Here is an 18,135-nt window from a genome sequence, read left to right as displayed (position 1 = left end):
ATGCGGGCACCCCGACCGCCCAACCCGGCCACGGCACCCATACCGGTCCCGGTCTCCGCGCCGGTCACCGCCCGACTCATGCCGGCACCCCGACCGCCCAACCCGGCCACGGCACCCATACCGGTCCCGGCCCCCGCGCCGGTCACCGCCCGACTCATGCCAACACCCCGACCGCCCAACCCGGCCACGGCACCCATACCGGTCCCGGTCTCCGCGCCGGTCACCGCCCGACTCATGCCGGCACCCCGTCGTACCGGCCGAGCAGCACCACCGCGTTGTTGCCGCCGAAGGCGAGGCCGTTGTTCTGTACGACCTTCAGCTCCGCCTCGATCGCCACATTGGGCACGCAGTCCACATCGCACTCGGGGTCGGTGGTGGTGTGGTTGATGGTCGGCGGAATGAACTTCTCGGTGATCGCCAGGGCGCAGCCGATGGCCGACAGCGCGCTGGCGGCGCCCATGGTGTGGCCGATCATCGACTTCATCGAGATGGTCCTGGGAGGACGGCTGCCGAAGACCTCGCGGATGGCGCGTGCCTCGGTGACGTCGTTGGCCTTGGTGCCGGTGCCGTGGGCGGAGATGAGGTCCACCTGGTCGGCCTTGACCCCGGCGTTCTCCAGGGCCAGCTGCATGCACCGGCCGACGCTGTCCTGGTTCGGCGCCACCTGGTGGTAGGCGTCGCAGTTCAGGCCGTACCCGAGCACCTCGGCGTAGATCCGGGCGCCACGGGCAAGCGCGGACTCCAGGCTCTCCAGGACCAGCACCCCGGCGCCCTCACCGGTGAGGATGCCCTTGCGGTCGACGTCGAACGGGCGGCACCGGTCCGGCGCGATGGTGCCCAGCCGGTAGAAACCGGAGAACGTCTTGCGGCACATCGCGTCGGCGCCACCGCACAGCGCGTACTCCGCGTCCCCGGAGCGGACCGCGTCATAGCCGTAGCCCAGGGCGTAGTTGCCGGCCGCGCAGGCGGTCGGAATCGTCACCGCCTCCACATCGGACAGCTGCAGTTCCTGCGCGATGGCCGCCGACAGGCGGCCGGCCGGAACGCGGCGGGCGAGTTCGGGCGGCATGTGCTCGGGACCGTGCGTGATCTCGGCCTCGACCAGGTGGTCCAGGTCCCTCGATTCACCGTCGGTGGTCCCGATGGAGATCAGCCCCGGCAGCGACCGCCAGTCGCCGATGGACACCCCCGCGTCCTCGATCGCCATCCGGGCCGCGGCGACCGAGTACTGCGTCGCCCGGCCGAGGTGCTCGACCGCGAGGTGGCGTATCCACCGCTCGGGGTCGAAGTCCTCCACCTCACAGCCGTTCGCGTGGTCGAACCCCTCGACGTCGAACACCGTGATCGGCTTGGCCCCGCTGCTTCCGGCGCGCAGTCCCCGCCGGAACTCCTCGACGCCCATACCGATACTGGAGACCACACCGAGACCGGTGATCACCACTCTTCGCGGGTTCGCATGCCCCGACTCCGCCATCCCGACCCCTCCGTCCGCTGTTCCGGCCGTGTCCGCAGATAGGAAAGCGCCGCTTTACCAGCCGGCGGACTCGGCGACTACCTCGTAGACGCCCTTGAGGTGCACCATCCGGGGGAGTTCCGACTGGTCGATGGTGACGTGGAATTCCTTCTCGAGATTCGCGAGAATTTCGATGGAACGCAGCGAGTCAGCCGAGTGGTCCTCCTTGAAGAGGCTGGTCTCGATAACCTCGTCCTCTTCGATCTCCAGAACATCGCAGACGATCTCCTTGATCTTCTGCACCCGCTCCTCGTGTACCGAACTCATGATGGATCCCCCACTTTCGAACAAGGCCGACCCACAGGCCGTTTCCATTTTGGACTCGGATCTTTCTATGGCACCCCGCGATACCGCGCAATGCCCACTGCATAAAGCTGCCACATCCCGGTCGGCAGACCTGCCCGCTACCCGGATTCCCGCTCCTCGGCGGTTATTTATCGGCGCTTCCCACCAGAACTATCCGCGCGGCCGGTACCGCGCAACAGCCGGTACAGGAAGCTGCCAGCGAATCGTTCTCGTCCGCCGCCGTCCCCTGATCAGGGGCCCGGTCCCGTGGATGGTTCGCACAGTGGGTCCGAGCCCCTGACCTCCTCCTCCCGGCATGCCGCGGCGGGTGCGCGGAGCACCGCGGGCGCGCCGAGGGGAGGCACCGGCGGTCGTTCGGGGGATGACCACCGCCGGAGTCGGATCTCCCGCCGTCCACTTCGCGGACACGGGGTGTTCCGTCAACTGACTGGATTTCTATCCGAGTCCGTTGATCTTCCACAATGGCGCTAACAGGAAGGTGCCAGCGCCTAGGGGCTGCCCCCGCCGCGGGCCGGCGGGACACCATGACACCATCGGTCGGTGATCGAGCTCGGCTACTCCCTCTCCCACCGCTTCCCGGACCCCTCACGGACGGACTACCGGGGCGCCCCTGTCCAGGCCCTGCGCCACGACCTGTTCTGCGGCGATGTCCACCTGGCGGACACATCGAGCGGCCGCGAACTGTCCACAGCCTGGGGATGGGTGCCGGTGCTGGACTTCGCCTGGGCGCTGTGCGACATCGTCGAACTGCTCGACCGGGATCCGCGCGGCAGCCGCTCCGCCACCCCCGTCCACGCGGAACTGGACTTCACCGAATCCACCGACCGGATGCGCTTCGAGCGGCGCTTCGGATGGGTGGACATCACCGCCGACTGGGCACCGGCCACGGATCCACCGCTGAATTTCTCCCATGCCGCACTGCGCCGCGAGGCCCGGGACTTCCTGCACGATCTGATCGCGGATCTGACGGATCTGCACGAAGAGCTCGCGGACAACACCGCCATCTGGAATCTGCAGGCCCGTTTCCCCCGCGTCTAGCCGGACGCCGTAGGCCCACCGGTCCGTCTATCACCGGCCTATAGTCACGGACCTCCACTGGAATAGGACGGCCATAGGCGGGCATTCCATGCTGGTCCCGCGGACATGGATGCCGGTCCGCACAGACCAGGGAGGTGCAGTGGAAAACGTATCGACCACTGAGATTCCGGCCGGAGTGGAACTCGATTTCACGGCCTGGCTCCAGCACCTGGAACGCCGGGACCTGGACGATCCGGCGGAGTTCGCCGCGGTCGTCGAGGAGTTGGCGCTCGACCCGCACCGCACGGAGTACGCCGAGTACATCGGGCCCCGGCAGTCGCTGATGAGCGACGCGGGCGCCCGCTGGGCCAGCCTGGTGGCCATGCTCATCAACGCCGTCCACAGCACCATCGCGGACGCGCCCGAGGCGTCTTGAACCGGATCGGCCGGGGCGAGGCGTCCTGAACCGGATCGGCCGGGGCCCGGGGCCCGCCAAGGAGCGCCGGGGCCCGGCCCGTTCCGCCCGGAGCCGCTCGGCCCCCGGGGACCGGTCGGGATCAGTCCCGGAGGCCCGGCCGGATCAGTCCCGGAGGCCCGGCCGGATCAGCCCGTACCGCCCGGCGGCGGCTGCGGCCCCGGTCCGCGGCCCCGCTGCTCACGGGCGAACAGCCACACCAACGGGCGGTACCGGTACCGCAGTTGGTCCCCGTCGGCGATGATGTCCAGCAGGCGGACCTCCGAGATCGACTCCAGTACGTCCTCGGCCCGCCCCTCCGGCCACCGCAGTTCCACGGCCGCCTGACGCGCCGTGAACGCGGAGCCCTCGTCCCGGTACGCCAGCGCCCGGAACGCGTACCGGGCCGTCGGCGCCAGCCGGGCGTGACAACGGCTCAGGGTCGCCCGCACGTCGAGGCTGCCCAGGGACAGCTCGCCCAGCCGCCGCTCCGCGTGCGCCAGCCGGTCCGCCAGATGCGCCAGCCGCCACTGCGGATAGGCCGCCAGCCGCGCCGCGCAGATCCGCAGCGCCAGTGGGAGCCCGTCGCACCGCGCCACGATCCGGTCGGCCGCGTCCGGCTCCGCCGCCACCCTCCCGGGCCCCGCGAGTGCCGCCAGCAGCAGCCGCCCCTCCGCGGCGTCCAGCGGATCGAGCCGCACCAGGCGCACCCCCTCCACCGAGGTGAGCGAGGAGTGACCGGTGATCAGCGTGCGGCAGCCGTCGCCGTTCACCAGCAGCGGGCGCACCTGCCGGTCCTCGACCGCGTTGTCCAGCACCACCAGCGCCCGGCGGCCGGCCAGCCGGCTGCGGTACAGCTGCGCCCGTTCGTCCAGCGCGGCGGGCAGATCGTGACGGCCGACACCGAGCGCCCGCAGGAACCAGCCGAGCACATCCAGCGGATCCTTGGGCCCGCCGTCCTCCTCCCTCAGGTCGGCGTACAGCTGCCCGTGCGGAAAGTCCGCACGGCACCGGTGCGCGGCGTGCACCGCCAGCGCCGAGGTGCCCGTCCCCGGAGCGCCGGTCAGCACCGTCGCCCCGCCGCGCCCGGGGGCTCGCAGCCCGTCCGACACGATCGCGAGCTGCTCGGCGCGCCCGCTCAGATCGGCGATGTCGGTCGGCAGCATGGCGGGCATCAGGCCGGCCCAGATGTCCCCGGCCATCGGCTCGGGCCCGGCGGCGCCCGCCCGCCCCGCCTTGTGCAGCCGCACCCGGACCGGCTCCGGGGCGGCGGGACCGGGCAGATCGCCGCGCAGCACCCCGTGGTGGACGTGGCGCAGCCCCGCGCCGGGATCCATCCCGAGCTCGTCGCGCAGCACCCGCCGTCCGCGCTCGTAGACCGCCAGCGCGTCCGCCCGCCGGTCACACCGGTACAGGGCGGTCATCAACTGTCCGCGTAAACCCTCCCGGAGCGGATGCTCGGCCACCAGCCGGGTCAGTTCGGGTACGGACCGGGCGTGCCTGCCCAGCGCCAGCTCCGCGTCGATGCGGTGCTCCACCGCGCTGATCCGGGCCTCCTCCAGCCGCGGCAGCTCCGTCTCCTCCAGGAAGCCGGTCACATCCGACAGGGCGGGCCCCCGCCACAGCGCCAGGGCGGTGTGCAGCCGCTCGGCGGCGTCCCCGTACCGGCCGTCGGCGAGTTCACCGCGCCCCTGCTCGGCGAGGCGCTGGAACTCCTCCCAGTCGAACCGGGCCCCGCTGTGGTCCATGGCGTACCCCGGGCCCCGGCGGGCCAGCTGGAGCCAGGGGGCGCAGCGCTTCCGCAGCCGCGAGATATGGGTGTAGAGCTGCGCGGTCATCGTGACCGGCGGATTGCGCCCCCACAGCAGCTCGCTGAGCCGGTCGTCCGAGACCACCCGGCCACCGGACAGCAGCAGAGCGGCCAGTACGGTCCGCTGTTTGGCGCCGTCGACGGGCAGCAGCAGCCCGTCCACGCGCACCTCCACCGGCCCGAGGATCCCGAACTCCACCTGCCGCACAGCTGCCTCCCCACGGCCTCGGTGTCGTTCGGTCCGACCACCCCCGCCCTCGTTCGTCCCACCCCGCCCCGCCGTCAGCGAGACGTCAGTTACCTGACAACTCGGCGATCCGCACCGCCGCGTCGATCGCCTCACAGCCGAGCTGATGCCCCGGACTGCGGCTCACCCGGCTGATCGGCCCGGAGAGCGACAGCGCCGCGACCACCCGCCCCTCCGGGGAGCGCACCGGCGCCGACACGGTCGCCATGTCCGGCTCCCAGCCCCCGACGCTCTGGGCCCAGCCCCGCCGCCGTACGCCGGAGAGCACGGCCGCGCTGAACCGGGCCCCGCGCAGCGCCTCGTACAGCACCTCGGGTTCCTCCCACGCGAGCAGCACCTGGGCCACCGCCCCGGACTTCATGGGAAACGCGGTGCCCACCGGCATCGGCTCACCGCCCAGCACCTCGGAGGAGGCCACACAGACCCGCATCCGGCCGCGGCGCCGGTGGAGCCGGGCGCTCGTCCCGGTCCGGGCGCTCACCTGCGCGAGCACCGGGCCCGCCTGGGCCTTCAGCCGGTCTTGGCGCGCCTCGACGACCATGTCGCCCAGCCGGGGGCCGAGGGCGAAGCGCCCCTGCCCGTCGCGGGCGACCAGCCTCAGCCGCTCCAGGGCCACCACCAGCCGGTGCACGGTGGGCCGTTTCAGACCGGTGTCGGAGACCAGCCGGGCCAGCGTGGCGGGGCCGCTCTCCAACACGCCCAGCAGCAGCGACGCCTTGTCGAGCACGCCCACTCCGCTCATCGGCGGCGGTGAGGTCATCGTCGAGTGGGCCATGAGGTCAGCCCAGATGCGCGGCGAGCGCGCGGACGACGGCGTCGCGCTGCTCCACCAGGTAGAAGTGGTGCCCCGGCAGCACCCGCAGTTCGAAGCCCGCCGGTGCCACCTCGCCCCAGGCGGCCATGTCCTCCGCGGTGATGTGCGGGTCGCCGTCCCCGACATGGGCCACCACCGGGCAGCCGACCGGCACCGCGGTACGGGGGCCGTACGTCCCGACCGCCTTGAAGTCCGCCCGGAGCGCGGGCAGCACCAGCTCGCGCAGATCCGGGTCGTCCAGCAGCTCGCCGTCCGTACCGCCGAGCCCCCGCACCTCCTCCAGCAGCGCCTCGTCGCCGTCCAGGTAGGTGGTCCGGGGCGTCAGCTCGTGCGGCGCCTTCCGGCTGGAGACGAAGAGCGCCTGCGGGCGGATGCCGTACCGGCCCTCCAGCCGCAGCGCGACCTCGTACCCCACGGACGCGCCCATGCTGTGGCCGAAGAGGGTCAACGGCACGTCCGCGAAGGGCAGCAGCGCCGCGGTGACCTCGTCCGCGAGGTCCTCGATGCGGTCGATGCCCGGCTCGACGAGCCGCTCCTGGCGGCCCGGATAGCGCGTGGCGAGCACTTCCACCCCGTAGTCGAAGGCGGTCCCCCAGCCGTGGAAGAACCCGGCGGATCCCCCCGCGTGCGGCAGGCAGACCAGCCGCCTGCGCGGCGCCGCCCCGGTCCCGTATCTGCGGAACCACTTGCTGTCGATGCCGACGGCCATCTTCTCCACGCACCTCCTCGTCATCGTCGGCCGATCCCCCGTCGCCCTGGTGACCCGCCCGCATTCCTTGCGGCCAGTTCTAGCCGCGCCCCGATGCACCGGGCAACGGCCGGTCAGGAAGCTGCCATTGGGCCGCTGAAAAGAATGCGATGGCTGGTCACCGTCGCTCGCCGGCGGATTGCGAGATGAGCAGACCGAGTTCCGCGGCGCGCACCCCGGCCTGAAATCGTGAATTCGCCCCGAGTAATGCCATGATCTCCGCGACATATCTTCGGTAGGTACGCACTGACATCGCGAGTTCCCGAGCCGCGACCTCGTCGGTCACCCCGGCCCGCAGCCGCTCGAGTATCTGCTGTGCGATATCCGCCCGCGTCTTGTCGCCGAATTCGATGCGGTCGGAGACCTCGACCGCGTTGCGCCACACCCCGTCGAACAGCGCGACCAGCGGCTGGATGACACCGGGCGCGCGGACCACCGAGGCCCGGCGGCCGGACACCGACGCGGCGCACACCAGCGCGTGCTCGTTGTCGGCGATCACGGCCACCAGCGCGGGGATCCGGGCCACCCGGGTCCGTATCCGCGGTTCGGCGGCATGCGCCGAGACGAACCGCCAGTCGAGCGTCGAGGGCGTGCACAGCAGCCGCACCCGGGAGGTGTTCCGCGCCGTACCGGACAGCAGCGCGGTCAGGGCGCCGTGGACCGCCTCGGAGTACGCGGGCTCCGCGGCGAGCACCACGTCGATGTGCTCGGCCGCATCCGTGACCAGCCGCGCCGCCGTCTCGACGGCGTCCTCATGGGCGTCGATGACGTCCACCATGGCGTCGCGGTGCAGCTGATTACGTCGTCTGTCCACCGTGGACGCGAGGAGCGCGCTGACTTCCAGCAGCTCCCGTTCGAATTCATCGGAGGCCTCGACCGGAACGAGGTCGACCTCTCGACGGCTGCTGCCCGAAGAGCTCTCGGGCACCCCGGATGGCACACCACTCACCCCCGCGTGAGTTCTCATCGCGTATCAACCGCGGAACACCCACTCGTGTCCGCCCATGGCACGGGACGCCCCGCACCGCGTCGCTCCCCGGGTCAGTCGGCCGTCGACAGCAGGCCCAGCTCGACCGCCCGCACCCCCGCCTGGAACCGGGAACTGGCCCCCAGCGCCCGCATGATCTCCGCGACATGGCGCCGGTAGGTGCGTAACGACACCTCGACCTCGCGAGCCGCGACATCGTCGGTGTAACCCTTGCAGAGCCGTTCCAGGATGCGCCGGGCGGACTCGGTCCGCAGCCGCTCGCTGATCCAGCGGTGCTCCGCGAGGCGCACCGCGCCCGACCACGCACCGGCGAACAGCAGATCCAGGGCCCGGACGGACGCCGTGTCCTCGATGACCGACACCACGTCCCCTCCCCCGCGCTCCACGGAGGACCGGACCATGGCCACGCTGCCGTCCACGATCAGCATCTCCATGACCGCGTCGACCACCTTGACCTGCGTGTTCACACCGCTTTCCACGGCGGCCCGGGTCGCGGGGTCGGCGAGCGCACCAGGAGTGCACAGCAGCCGCACCGGAATACGCTCATGGCCCGGCCCGGTCAGCCGGCGCAGCGCCGACACCATGATCTCGGCCCGGTCGCCGCCGGCGGGGAGCGCGATGCTGATGCCGTGCCGGGCCCGGTCGACGAGCCCCTCCACGGCGTTCGCGACAGCCGCGTCATTCCCCTTCATCGTCACCACGGCGTGGCGGGCCACGGTGCGGCGGTGCAGATTCACTGTCGATTCGATCAATTTACGGGCCTGGAGCAGTGCCTGCACCACACCGTCACGTCCCGGTTCGGGACCACCAGGCCCCGAAGCCGCGCCTATCGCCGCCGGTTCCCCCGCTCTCGCGGAAACAGGCGCCATCGCCAAACCTGTCACGCTTTACCCCCGTTATGACACAACGATCACCAGCGGACATCGGACCGGTAGGTCCGGGAGGCGGCTGGGAGGTTGAAGTGAGTGACCATCCCCCTGAATGGTCAGGTATGTTCCGTCGCCAAAGGTTGAAAGGCGGAACACTTCAATTATCGATGCGCGGCCGACAGTAGTTCCCACTCCTACGCCAGTCAACGCGTCCGAGTCGGCACAGAAAGAGTAGGCAGGTCTTCCCCTTATCGGCCCCCCTTTGACCCCCCGCGCGAACCCCCGAAGTTGTCAGCTAGCTGCAGTACGGCCCCCGGGCTCCCCCGCCTCCGACGTGGTGATCATCACTGTACGCATCGGTCAGGAGGCTTTCAGCGAGTGTCCCGGGTTGTTTCTGTCCTGTTACTGCCAGCCAACATAGGGAATCGGAGAATGACCCCGACAAGCCGCGAACCAGCGGGTCATACCACTCCAAATCCATGTGGCGATCATTCACATGAGGAGTTCCTCATTCCTGGGTGACCGCCGCCACAAGTCGGACCGAAGTGGCGATTGCAGCATGTGTCAGGCCGCCGCGCAGACGCCCTTCATGCTGTCGATCAGCGCGAGCACCGCCCGTGCGGACGGAAGAATCATGCGACCTTCCCTGGTGAGCTGGGCACCGGTGGAGTCGCGGGTGAAAAGCTTGGTGCCCAGCATCTGTTCCAGGCACTTGATCTGGTAACTGATGGCCGGTTGTGAATAGCCGAGCGCCTTGGCCGCTTGATCCATGCGTCCTATCTCAGCTATGGAAACGAAAGCGCGGAACTCCCGCTCATGCATTTTGCCCCCTGTCCGGCGGCCACCCTCCGATGGCCGTCGAGAACCCGTCGCCGAGAAGGCACGGGTTATCTGATCCGTCGAGACCATATCAACGTACTCAATCTTGGAAGGCAACATCCGGTGCAGGAAGCTGCAATGCGACGGGCCGCGAAGACTTCACAAGAGCGGAACATGCTGCAACACCGGAGGTGAAGAACCCGGCCCCGATGAAAGTTCACCCGGCGTTCACGCACACACCGCGCGGGCGGTCCGGGCAACTCCGGCCATGGGCGCACCGTGGCGGCTCCACCGAACCGAGCAGGATCAGGACAAGAAGGAGACGAGAAGGAGACGAGGCCGAGAAGGAGACGAGAAGGAGAAGGCGAGCGGTTCCGGCGGCCGGGAGGCTCCGCGGGCGGCGCCGCGATGACGTCGCGGACGGCTCGGAAGCGGTCGGGTGAGATAGCAAACGCCCCGGAGGGCAGACCGTCCGGGGCTTCTTCCCTGCTCGGGCTCAGAGCCGACTGTCGGGTTCGAACCGACGACCTTCGCTTTACAAGAGCGGTGCTCTACCAGCTGAGCTAAGTCGGCGTCCCCTGCAGTGTACCCGGCCCCGAGGTGTGATCCGTTCGAAAATTCCCGGGTCCTGGCTAGAGACATGGCCGCCCTCGCCGGTATAGCGTCACGCCAATCCACCTCCGGTGGACTAGACCCCTCCTTTACTCGGATCGTCCGGCACGTTCCTGCCGGTGAAGGGACAGATCACCATGGCCACGGTCACGTACGACAAGGCAACCCGGGTGTACCCGGGCACCGAGAAGCCCGCTGTCGACCAGCTCGACATCTCCATCGAGGACGGCGAGTTCCTCGTCCTCGTCGGCCCCTCCGGCTGCGGGAAATCGACCTCCCTGCGGATGCTCGCCGGGCTGGAGGACGTCAACGGCGGGGCCATCCGGATCGGGGACCGCGATGTCACCCATCTGCCGCCGAAGGACCGGGACATCGCCATGGTGTTCCAGAACTACGCGCTGTACCCGCACATGTCCGTCGCCCAGAACATGGGCTTCGCGCTCAAGATCGCCGGCGTGAACAAGACCGAGATCCGGCAGAAGGTCGAGGACGCGGCGAAGATCCTCGACCTCACCGAGTACCTCGAGCGCAAGCCGAAGGCGCTGTCCGGTGGTCAGCGGCAGCGTGTCGCGATGGGCCGGGCGATCGTCCGGGAGCCGCAGGTGTTCCTCATGGACGAGCCGCTGTCCAACCTGGACGCCAAGCTGCGTGTGCAGACGCGTACCCAGATCGCCAGCCTGCAGCGGCGGCTGGGCATCACGACGGTGTACGTCACCCACGACCAGGTCGAGGCCATGACCATGGGCGACCGGGTGGCGGTGCTGAAGGACGGCCTGCTCCAGCAGGTCGACTCGCCGCGCAACATGTACGACCGGCCCAACAACCTCTTCGTCGCGGGCTTCATCGGCTCGCCCGCGATGAACCTGGTCGAGGTGCCCATCACCGACGGCGGTGTGAAGTTCGGCAACAGCGTCGTCCCGGTCTCGCGTGAGGCGCTGAGCGCCGCGTCCGACAAGGGCGACCGTACGGTCACCGTCGGCGTCCGGCCCGAGCACTTCGACGTGGTCGAGCAGAACGGCGACGCCGCCAAGGGCCTCACCAAGGCCTCCGACGACGCCCCGGCCGGTCTCGCCGTCACCGTCAACGTCGTCGAGGAACTCGGCGCCGACGGCTACGTCTACGGCACCGCCGAGGTCGGCGGCGAGGTCAAGGACCTGGTCGTCCGCGTGAACGGGCGCCAGGTGCCGGAGAAGGGCGCGCAGTTGCACGTCGTGCCGCGGCCGGGTGAGACGCACGTCTTCTCGACCTCGTCCGGGGAGCGGCTCAGCGACTGAGGCCGCTGGCCCGTCAGTTCGTACCGACGGCGCCGTTCGTCCGCTTCCCGCGGACGGGCGGCGCCGTCGCGTTGGGTGGGCGGGGAGTACGTCGCGGTGTTGCGTTGTCGATAAATTCCCCGACATTCCGCGCATTTCGCCCCCGAGCGTCAACCTCCCGAACGCCAGGAGTGGGTTTCCATCACCCGGCACGGTGACGGAATGTCGCCATATCGTCGCTCCTCGCTACGATCACCGCATACCGCAGTTCCGCACCACCCACTGGGTACCGCCCAGTCCGTACCACCCAGTCCGTACCACCCACCCGCGAGGAACCACCCCGTGAACCACGCAGCCCGCCGCATCGGCAGAACGCTCGCCCTCGTCCTCCCCGTCGTGCTCGTCCTCTCCGGCACCCTCGCGGTCACCCGCGTCCCCTGGGCCTCGCCGAGCGCCGAGTCGCAGATCCTCACCGCCTCCTCCGACCGGGCGTCCACCCACGCCACCCACCGGGCGCCGCATGAGCTGCTGCGCGACCGGCTGCTCGCCGAGCTCCAGGAGAAGAACCCCTCCGTGGCGCTCACCCACCTCCAAGTGGCGACGGCCGAACGTCCCTCGCTCGCCAAGCACTGCGCCTCCATCGCCCGTGCGCTCGGCCGCGCCGCGGTCGCCAAGTACGGCGGTGTGAGCCGCGCCCAGGCGTACGCACGCCCCGTCTGCGACACCTCGTTCGCGTCCGGGACCACCCAGGCGTACCGCTGACCGCGCCCCCGCCGTACCGCCGGGGCTCTTCCCACCCTCGTTCCCCCATCGGCGGTCCCCGCACCGCATATGGTGCGGTTCATGAGCGATGACGACGAGCGCAGGCCCGGGCATCACCACCAGACCGCGCGCCCCACACAAGCCGTCGTCCTGGCCGGAGGCCAGGGCTCACGGCTGCGTCCGTACACCGACGACCGCCCCAAGCCGATGGTCGAGATCCCGGGCACCGGGACTCCGATCATCGGCCACCAGCTGGCCTGGCTGGCCGCCGAGGGCGTCACCGACGCCGTGGTCTCCTGCGGCCACCTCGCCGCCGTCCTCCAGGACTGGCTCGAGGCGGCGGAGCTGCCGCTGCGGGTGAAGACCGTCGTCGAGAAGGAGCCGCTGGGGCGCGGCGGCGGCCTGAAGTTCGCCGCCACCAGGCTCCCCGAGCCCGACCAGCCCTGGTACGCCACCAACGGCGACATCTGGACCCGCTTCTCGCTCCGCGACATGGCGGACTTCCACGACGAGCGCGGCGCCACCGCCACGCTCGCCCTCGCCCGGCCGCGCATTCCGTGGGGGGCGGTGGAGACCAATGAGTTCGGCCACGTCCTGGACTTCATCGAGTCGCCGCCCTCGCCGTACCTCATCAACGCGGGCGTCTACGTCTTCTCCGCCGCCTTCACCGCGCTGCTGCCCGACCGGGGCGACCACGAACGCACCACCTTCCCGCGCCTGGCGCGGGAACGTCGACTGGCGGGCTTCCCACTGCCCCAGGGCGCGTACTGGCGGGCCATCGACACCGCCAAGGACCTGACCGAGGCCGCCAAGGAACTGGCCGCCGGCCCCCCACCCCACGGCCACGGCCCCTTCGACACGACACCTGTGCCACACGCCTGAACCCCGGCTGCGCGTGATGCGGCGCCAGCAGGGTTGGGCGCGGCCCAGCGTCCACCCGAGGGTCCTCGATGGCCGCCCATCACGGTGCCCGTGCCTAGGGTCGGCGGAACTTCCCCTCCCCGCCCCTTCCCGCGGCATCGACATGCGGCTCGGCCGCGGGACAGGGGCTCCGCCCTGGACCCCGGGGTCTGGGGCGGAGCCCCAGTTTCGGGAAGGGGCGGGGAGGGGAACAGCCCGCCGCAGGCGTCAAGATCCGCCGGACACCTCCCTGGCGTGCCCACAAGCCTGAGGCACGGTGGGCGCCCTGGTGCGGGAGCGCGACCGTTCTCAGCCGAGGAGGCCACCCAGGGCTGCTTCCTCGGCGGCCGGGTCGCTGTAGTTGTACGTGTTGTCCTCCGGCGGCCCGCCCTCCGGGCCACCCGCGGACAGGCCGCCACCGGCGCCGCCCGGTGAGGACGGGCCCGGCGCCGTCGGGGCGAGGGGGTGGCGCGGGGAGCGGGGGGTCGTCCCCAGGCCGGGGCGGGGCCGGGACGCGCCGCTGGGCCGACCGGACGTGCCGGACGCCGAATCCGTCGCGCTCGGCACCCCGGACGAGGACGTCGACGCCGAGGAGTCCGTGGCGGACGGCTCGGGGCCGTGCGACAGCCGCTCGCGCGGCGACGGCGCGCCCGCCGTGCCGCCATCCGTGCCCACCGTCCCGCGCTGCCCGCCGCGCGGGCTCTCCGCGGGCTTGCTGGGCAGCGGCGAGCCGGGGAGGTTGTTCGTCGGCAGATCGCTCGGCTCCGGCGCCTTCACGACCTCCGAGGACCGTACGGCGGCGCCCAGCATCGAGCCCGCCAGCAGCGTCAGCCCGGCGACCACCATCGCCATCACGCCACCGCGGCGCAGCACCCGGCGCCGCAGCTCCCACAGTTCGGCCCGGGGACCGAGCCGCCGCCACGCCTCGCCGGCGAGCCGGCCGTCCACCGAGTAGACCGGCGCGCCCGCGATGATCAGCGGGCTCCAGGCGGCGAGGTAGATGATGTCGGGCGCGTCGTAGACCGGCACCGTGCGCCAGCTCACGGTGACGATCAGCGCGGCGGACAGCAGCGCGCCGAACGCGGCGGCCAGCCGCTGCCACAGCCCGAGCACGGTCAGCACCCCGACCACGATCTGCAGGAACGCCACGGTCAGCCCGGCGCCCACCGGATGCTCCAGCGCCAGGTCGCGCAGCGGCTCGGCGATCGGCCACGGGTGCAGCCTGCGCAGCCAGGTGACCATCGAGCCGCGCTCGCCGCCGTCGAAGTAGACGGGGTCGGAGAGCTTGCCCATCCCGCCGTAGATGGAGATGAAGCCGAGGAAGATGCGCAGCGGGAGCAGGACGACGCCGAGGTTCATCCGGCGCCCGGGGTAGTAGGCGTGGCGTACGGACTCGGAGTGGCGGCGCGGGCGGGGAACCGCGGCGCGCCGCGACTCGTCCCGCTCGTCGTCGAGCGCGCCCGGCCGTCCGGAGGACGCGCCGCGCCGCTCCGCCGCGGCGGCCCTGGCCACCGCGCTCGCCCGGCCCGCCCCGCGCGCTCCGCCCGCCTCGGCCGGGCCGTCCGCGCCCGGACGCCGCCGCCCGCCGGACGACCGGGGCACTCCGCCGGACGACCGGGGCACGGACTCCGTACGCGGGTTGCGCGGGCCGATGACCGTGGGCGCGGTGTCGTCGTCGAAGGCGATCCGCGGCAGCACCTGCGTGGCGCCCACGTCCTCGGCACCCTCGCCCGCCCGGGAGCGGCCCAAACCATCGTTCAGGCCATCGGACAGACTGTCGGTCAGCCCCTCGGAGGAGTACCGCACGGCCTGCAGCAGCCGGGCCGCCGCGGTGTCCCCGCCGGGGCGGGTGCGGCCGCTCCACACCACGGGCGGCCGACGCCGGCCGGGGGCCGGGACGCGGGCGAGCCGGGCCGTGTCCGTCAGCGTGTTGCTGACGACCGGGACGCTGAGCTGCACCCGGAAGCTCGGGGCATTGACGGCGACCTGCGCCGGATCGCATGGCACCTTGGCCATGGTCAGCTGTGGTTCGTCGTCGAATCCCCCCGCGCGTCCCGCCAGGGGCGAAGGCATGCGGGCTTTTCTGGTCTCCACGCCCAACTAACCGAGCGACGGACGGGAAAGACACTGCCGGGGACGTCCCGATCTGTCCGAGGCCCGTCAAGATCATCGGGCCGGAGGGCGCGTAACGGACCGGGCCGGGGCACCCACGCCCCGGCCCACGCCCGCACCAGGGTCAGCCCCGACACCGCGCCACTGGGCCCCACTGGGTCGGCCCGGACACCGCGCCACTGGGTCCCACTGGGTCAGCCCCGACACCGCGCCACTGGGCGCCACTGGGTCAGCCCCGACACCGCGCCACTGGGCGCCACTGGGTCAGCCCCGACACCGCACCACTGGGCCCCACTGGGTCAGCCCCGACACCGCACCACTGGGCCCCACTGGGTCAGCCCCGACACCGCGCCACTGGGCGCCACTGGGTCAGCCCCGGCGCCGCGCCGCCTCGTACAGCACGACGCCCGCCGCCACGCCCGCGTTCAGCGACTCCGCGCCGCCCGGCATCGGAATCCGCACCCGCAGATCGCAGGTCTCGCCCACCAGCCGCGACAGCCCCTTGCCCTCGCTGCCGACGACGATCACGACCGGGCCGTCCAGCACCTCGAGGTCCTGCAGCTCGACATCGCCGTCCGCCGCCAGCCCGACCACCGTCAGGCCCGCCTTCTGGTAGGCCTCCAGGGTCCGGGTGAGGTTGGTCGCGCGGGCGACCGGGGTGCGGGCGGCGGTGCCCGCGGAGGTCTTCCAGGCGCCCGCGGTCATCCCGGCCGCGCGCCGCTCCGGTACGACCACGCCATGGCCGCCGAAGGCGGACACCGAGCGGACCACCGCGCCCAGATTGCGCGGATCCGTGACGCCGTCGAGGGCGACGATCAGCGGGTCCTCGCCCTCGTCGAAGGCGGCCGCGCTCAGGTCCTCGGGGTGGGCGTACTCGTACGGCGGGACCTGGAGCACCAGGCCCTGGTGGTTCAGCCCGTTCGTCATCCGGTCCAGCTCGGCCTTGGGCGCCTCCATGAGGTGGATGCCGCCGCGGTCGGCCGCGATCTTCAGCGCCTCGCGCACCCGGTCGTCGCTGTCGATGAACTGCTGCACGTACAGCGTGTTCGCCGGGACGCCCTCGCGCAGCGCCTCGACCACCGGGTTGCGGCCCACCACCAGCTCGTTCGAGCCCTTGCCACCGCGCCGCGGTACGGGGCGCTTGGCGGCCTGGCGGGCGCGGGCGTTGGCCATCCGCTGCTTGGCGTGTCCCTTGCGCATCTCGGCGGGCGGGGTGGGCCCCTTGCCCTCGAGGGAGCGGCGCCGCTTACCGCCGCTGCCGACCGTCGCGCCCTTCTTGTTGCTGGTACGGCGGTTCCTGCGCTGGCTGTTGCCGGCCATGAATGTCACCTGTCTCTTCACTGCTCAGCGCTGCTCGGCAAACGGCAACGGAAAACCGGAAAAACGTCGAACGCCACAAGCGTCTACGGTCGTACGGTCGTATGTACGGTCACAAGTGTGCCGCCCGATGCCGCGGGCGGCACAAACAGCGAGGTCAGCGGGTGCCCAGCTCCCAGCGCGGCCCGGACGGGGTGTCCTCGATCACCAGGCCCGACTGCTGGAGCTGATCGCGGATCGCGTCCGCCGTCGCGTAGTCCTTACGGGCCCGCGCGGCCTGCCGCTGCTCCAGGACCAGCCGGACGAGGGAATCGACCACGCCGTGCAGATCCTCACCGCGGTCGGAGCCGCCCGCCCAGTGCTCGTCGAGCGGATCGAGGCCCAGCACGGCCAGCATGGCCCGCACCTCGGCGAGCCGGGCGACCGCCGCCTCCTTGTCGTCGGCGGTCAGGGCGGAGTTCCCCTGGCGGACGGTGGTGTGGACGACCGCGAGCGCCTGCGGCACCCCGAGGTCGTCGTCCATCGCCTCGGCGAAGGCGGGCGGCACCTCGGCGGCGGGCTCGACACTCCCGGCCTTCTCCACCACGCGCTGGATGAAGCCCTCGATCCGCGCGAACGCCGACTCGGCCTCGCGCAGGGCCTCCTCGCTGTACTCGATCATCGACCGGTAGTGCGGGGTGCCCAGGTAGTAGCGGAGCACGATCGGACGCCAGCGCTTGACCATCTCGGAGACCAGCACCGAGTTGCCGAGCGACTTGCTCATCTTCTCGCCGCTCATGGTCACCCAGGCGTTGTGCGCCCAGTAGGCGGCGAAGTCGTCGCCGAACGCCTTGGCCTGCGCGATCTCGTTCTCATGGTGCGGGAAGATCAGGTCGACGCCGCCGCCGTGGATGTCGAAGGCGCGCCCGAGGTACTTGTGCGCCATCGCCGAGCACTCCAGGTGCCAGCCGGGACGGCCGCGCCCCCACGGGGTCTCCCAGCTGGGCTCCCCCGGCTTCGCCGCCTTCCACATGGCGAAATCGCGCGGGTCGCGCTTGCCGGTCTCGCCCTCGCCCGCGGGCTGGCGCAGTCCGTCGAGATCCTGGTTGGAGAGCTTCAGATACTCGGGGAACGAGCGCACATCGAAGTAGACATTGCCCTCGGCGGCATACGCATGACCCCGGTCGATCAGCTCCCGCATCATCTCGATCATCTCGGGGACATGACCGGTCGCCCGCGGCTCATAGGTCACGGGCAGGCAGCCGAGGATGTCGTACGCCTGGTTGAAGGCGCGCTCGTTCTCGTAGCCGATCGCCCACCAGGGGCGCTTCTGCTCCGCCGACTTGGCGATGATCTTGTCGTCGATGTCCGTGACATTGCGGATGAACGTCACGTCATAGCCGCGGTGGGCGAACCAGCGGCGCATGATGTCGAAGTTCAGCCCCGACCTGATGTGCCCGATATGCGGGGCGGCCTGCACGGTCGCGCCGCACAGGTAGATCGAGACGCAGCCCGGGTTGAGCGGGGTGAAGTCACGGATCTGCCGGGCGCTGGTGTCGTACAGGCGAATAGTCACGCATCAAGGGTAGTGGGAAGAGAACGGTGCCCCGTGCCC

Annotated in this window: 16 protein-coding genes and 1 tRNA gene; 5 read left to right on the top strand and 12 right to left on the bottom strand. The window is 71.1% G+C overall.

The features are described 5' to 3' along the window. Positions 1–232: 232 nt before the first annotated feature. Both LIV37_RS27955 and LIV37_RS27950 read right to left on the bottom strand, forming a co-directional pair. The gene (locus LIV37_RS27955; RefSeq protein ID WP_020870444.1) at positions 233–1,474 is read right to left on the bottom strand and encodes a beta-ketoacyl-[acyl-carrier-protein] synthase family protein; all 1,242 of its coding nucleotides are present in this window, start codon (positions 1,472–1,474) and stop codon (positions 233–235) included. Between the two features lie 54 nt (positions 1,475–1,528). Further along, positions 1,529–1,780, bottom strand: a complete 252-nt coding sequence (locus tag LIV37_RS27950; RefSeq protein ID WP_020870443.1) for an acyl carrier protein — start codon at positions 1,778–1,780, stop codon at positions 1,529–1,531. A 579-nt stretch (positions 1,781–2,359) separates the two neighbouring features. Here LIV37_RS27950 and LIV37_RS27945 point away from each other — a divergent pair. Beyond that, positions 2,360–2,857 (top strand): hypothetical protein, encoded by a 498-nt coding sequence (locus LIV37_RS27945; protein ID WP_020870442.1) that lies wholly within the window; start codon positions 2,360–2,362, stop codon positions 2,855–2,857. Between the two features lie 139 nt (positions 2,858–2,996). Then, positions 2,997–3,272 carry a hypothetical protein gene (locus LIV37_RS27940; protein ID WP_148717792.1) on the top strand — a complete coding sequence of 92 codons (276 nt, stop codon included), beginning with the start codon at positions 2,997–2,999 and terminating at the stop codon, positions 3,270–3,272. 167 nt (positions 3,273–3,439) lie between these two features. Here the strand turns inward: LIV37_RS27940 and LIV37_RS27935 are convergent, their stop codons facing one another. The 7 genes from LIV37_RS27935 to LIV37_RS27905 all read right to left on the bottom strand — a co-directional run bounded on the left by LIV37_RS27935 (position 3,440) and on the right by LIV37_RS27905 (position 10,158). Then, the gene (locus LIV37_RS27935) at positions 3,440–5,308 is read right to left on the bottom strand and encodes an AfsR/SARP family transcriptional regulator (RefSeq protein ID WP_020870440.1); all 1,869 of its coding nucleotides are present in this window, start codon (positions 5,306–5,308) and stop codon (positions 3,440–3,442) included. An 85-nt stretch (positions 5,309–5,393) separates the two neighbouring features. Next, entirely contained in the window at positions 5,394–6,122 is a 729-nt protein-coding gene (locus LIV37_RS27930) for an IclR family transcriptional regulator (RefSeq protein WP_121824425.1), read from the bottom strand. A gap of 4 nt (positions 6,123–6,126) precedes the next feature. Further along, complete coding sequence (locus LIV37_RS27925; RefSeq protein WP_121825230.1) at positions 6,127–6,870, bottom strand: thioesterase II family protein; 744 nt, start codon at positions 6,868–6,870, stop codon at positions 6,127–6,129. A 157-nt stretch (positions 6,871–7,027) separates the two neighbouring features. Next, a complete protein-coding gene (locus LIV37_RS27920) occupies positions 7,028–7,837 on the bottom strand; it encodes a helix-turn-helix domain-containing protein (protein WP_020870437.1) in 810 nt (269 codons plus the stop codon). Between the two features lie 113 nt (positions 7,838–7,950). Then, positions 7,951–8,679, bottom strand: coding sequence for a helix-turn-helix domain-containing protein (locus tag LIV37_RS27915; RefSeq protein WP_243146154.1), 729 nt, complete (start codon positions 8,677–8,679; stop codon positions 7,951–7,953). Between the two features lie 651 nt (positions 8,680–9,330). Beyond that, complete coding sequence (locus LIV37_RS27910) at positions 9,331–9,588, bottom strand: LysR family transcriptional regulator (RefSeq protein WP_014061570.1); 258 nt, start codon at positions 9,586–9,588, stop codon at positions 9,331–9,333. A gap of 497 nt (positions 9,589–10,085) precedes the next feature. Next, a tRNA-Thr gene (locus LIV37_RS27905) sits at positions 10,086–10,158 on the bottom strand. A 176-nt stretch (positions 10,159–10,334) separates the two neighbouring features. Here LIV37_RS27905 and LIV37_RS27900 point away from each other — a divergent pair. The 3 genes from LIV37_RS27900 to LIV37_RS27890 all read left to right on the top strand — a co-directional run bounded on the left by LIV37_RS27900 (position 10,335) and on the right by LIV37_RS27890 (position 13,094). Then, positions 10,335–11,471 carry an ABC transporter ATP-binding protein gene (locus LIV37_RS27900; protein WP_121825232.1) on the top strand — a complete coding sequence of 379 codons (1,137 nt, stop codon included), beginning with the start codon at positions 10,335–10,337 and terminating at the stop codon, positions 11,469–11,471. Between the two features lie 321 nt (positions 11,472–11,792). Beyond that, positions 11,793–12,212 carry a hypothetical protein gene (locus LIV37_RS27895; protein ID WP_020870433.1) on the top strand — a complete coding sequence of 140 codons (420 nt, stop codon included), beginning with the start codon at positions 11,793–11,795 and terminating at the stop codon, positions 12,210–12,212. A gap of 81 nt (positions 12,213–12,293) precedes the next feature. Continuing rightward, positions 12,294–13,094, top strand: a complete 801-nt coding sequence (locus tag LIV37_RS27890; protein ID WP_020870432.1) for a nucleotidyltransferase family protein — start codon at positions 12,294–12,296, stop codon at positions 13,092–13,094. A 327-nt stretch (positions 13,095–13,421) separates the two neighbouring features. On the opposite strand, the gene LIV37_RS27885 is transcribed toward LIV37_RS27890, so the two are convergent. The 3 genes from LIV37_RS27885 to cysS form a co-directional block, all read right to left on the bottom strand. Next, positions 13,422–15,185, bottom strand: coding sequence for a DoxX family protein (locus LIV37_RS27885; RefSeq protein ID WP_185057999.1), 1,764 nt, complete (start codon positions 15,183–15,185; stop codon positions 13,422–13,424). 408 nt (positions 15,186–15,593) lie between these two features. Further along, positions 15,594–16,544, bottom strand: coding sequence for a 23S rRNA (guanosine(2251)-2'-O)-methyltransferase RlmB (gene rlmB / locus LIV37_RS27880; protein ID WP_121824426.1), 951 nt, complete (start codon positions 16,542–16,544; stop codon positions 15,594–15,596). Positions 16,545–16,698: 154 nt separating this feature from the next. Further along, positions 16,699–18,096, bottom strand: a complete 1,398-nt coding sequence (gene cysS / locus LIV37_RS27875) for a cysteine--tRNA ligase (protein WP_020870430.1) — start codon at positions 18,094–18,096, stop codon at positions 16,699–16,701. Between the last annotated feature and the right edge of the window lie 39 nt (positions 18,097–18,135).

The sequence above is a fragment of the Streptomyces rapamycinicus NRRL 5491 genome, assembly GCF_024298965.1.
Classification (GTDB): Bacteria; Actinomycetota; Actinomycetes; order Streptomycetales; family Streptomycetaceae; genus Streptomyces; species Streptomyces rapamycinicus.
Note: the sequence above shows the minus strand (reverse complement) of the source record. Positions and strands in the feature narration are given on the sequence as shown.

Coding starts and splice junctions, on each gene's coding strand:
- LIV37_RS27955 (WP_020870444.1), bottom strand. CDS start 1,474: ATGGCGGAGTCGGGGCATGCGAACCCGCGAAGAGTGGTGATCACCGGT.
- LIV37_RS27950 (WP_020870443.1), bottom strand. CDS start 1,780: ATGAGTTCGGTACACGAGGAGCGGGTGCAGAAGATCAAGGAGATCGTC.
- LIV37_RS27930 (WP_121824425.1), bottom strand. CDS start 6,122: ATGGCCCACTCGACGATGACCTCACCGCCGCCGATGAGCGGAGTGGGC.
- LIV37_RS27925 (WP_121825230.1), bottom strand. CDS start 6,870: ATGGCCGTCGGCATCGACAGCAAGTGGTTCCGCAGATACGGGACCGGG.
- LIV37_RS27910 (WP_014061570.1), bottom strand. CDS start 9,588: ATGCATGAGCGGGAGTTCCGCGCTTTCGTTTCCATAGCTGAGATAGGA.
- LIV37_RS27900 (WP_121825232.1), top strand. CDS start 10,335: ATGGCCACGGTCACGTACGACAAGGCAACCCGGGTGTACCCGGGCACC.
- LIV37_RS27890 (WP_020870432.1), top strand. CDS start 12,294: ATGAGCGATGACGACGAGCGCAGGCCCGGGCATCACCACCAGACCGCG.
- LIV37_RS27885 (WP_185057999.1), bottom strand. CDS start 15,185: ATGCCTTCGCCCCTGGCGGGACGCGCGGGGGGATTCGACGACGAACCA.
- rlmB (WP_121824426.1), bottom strand. CDS start 16,544: ATGGCCGGCAACAGCCAGCGCAGGAACCGCCGTACCAGCAACAAGAAG.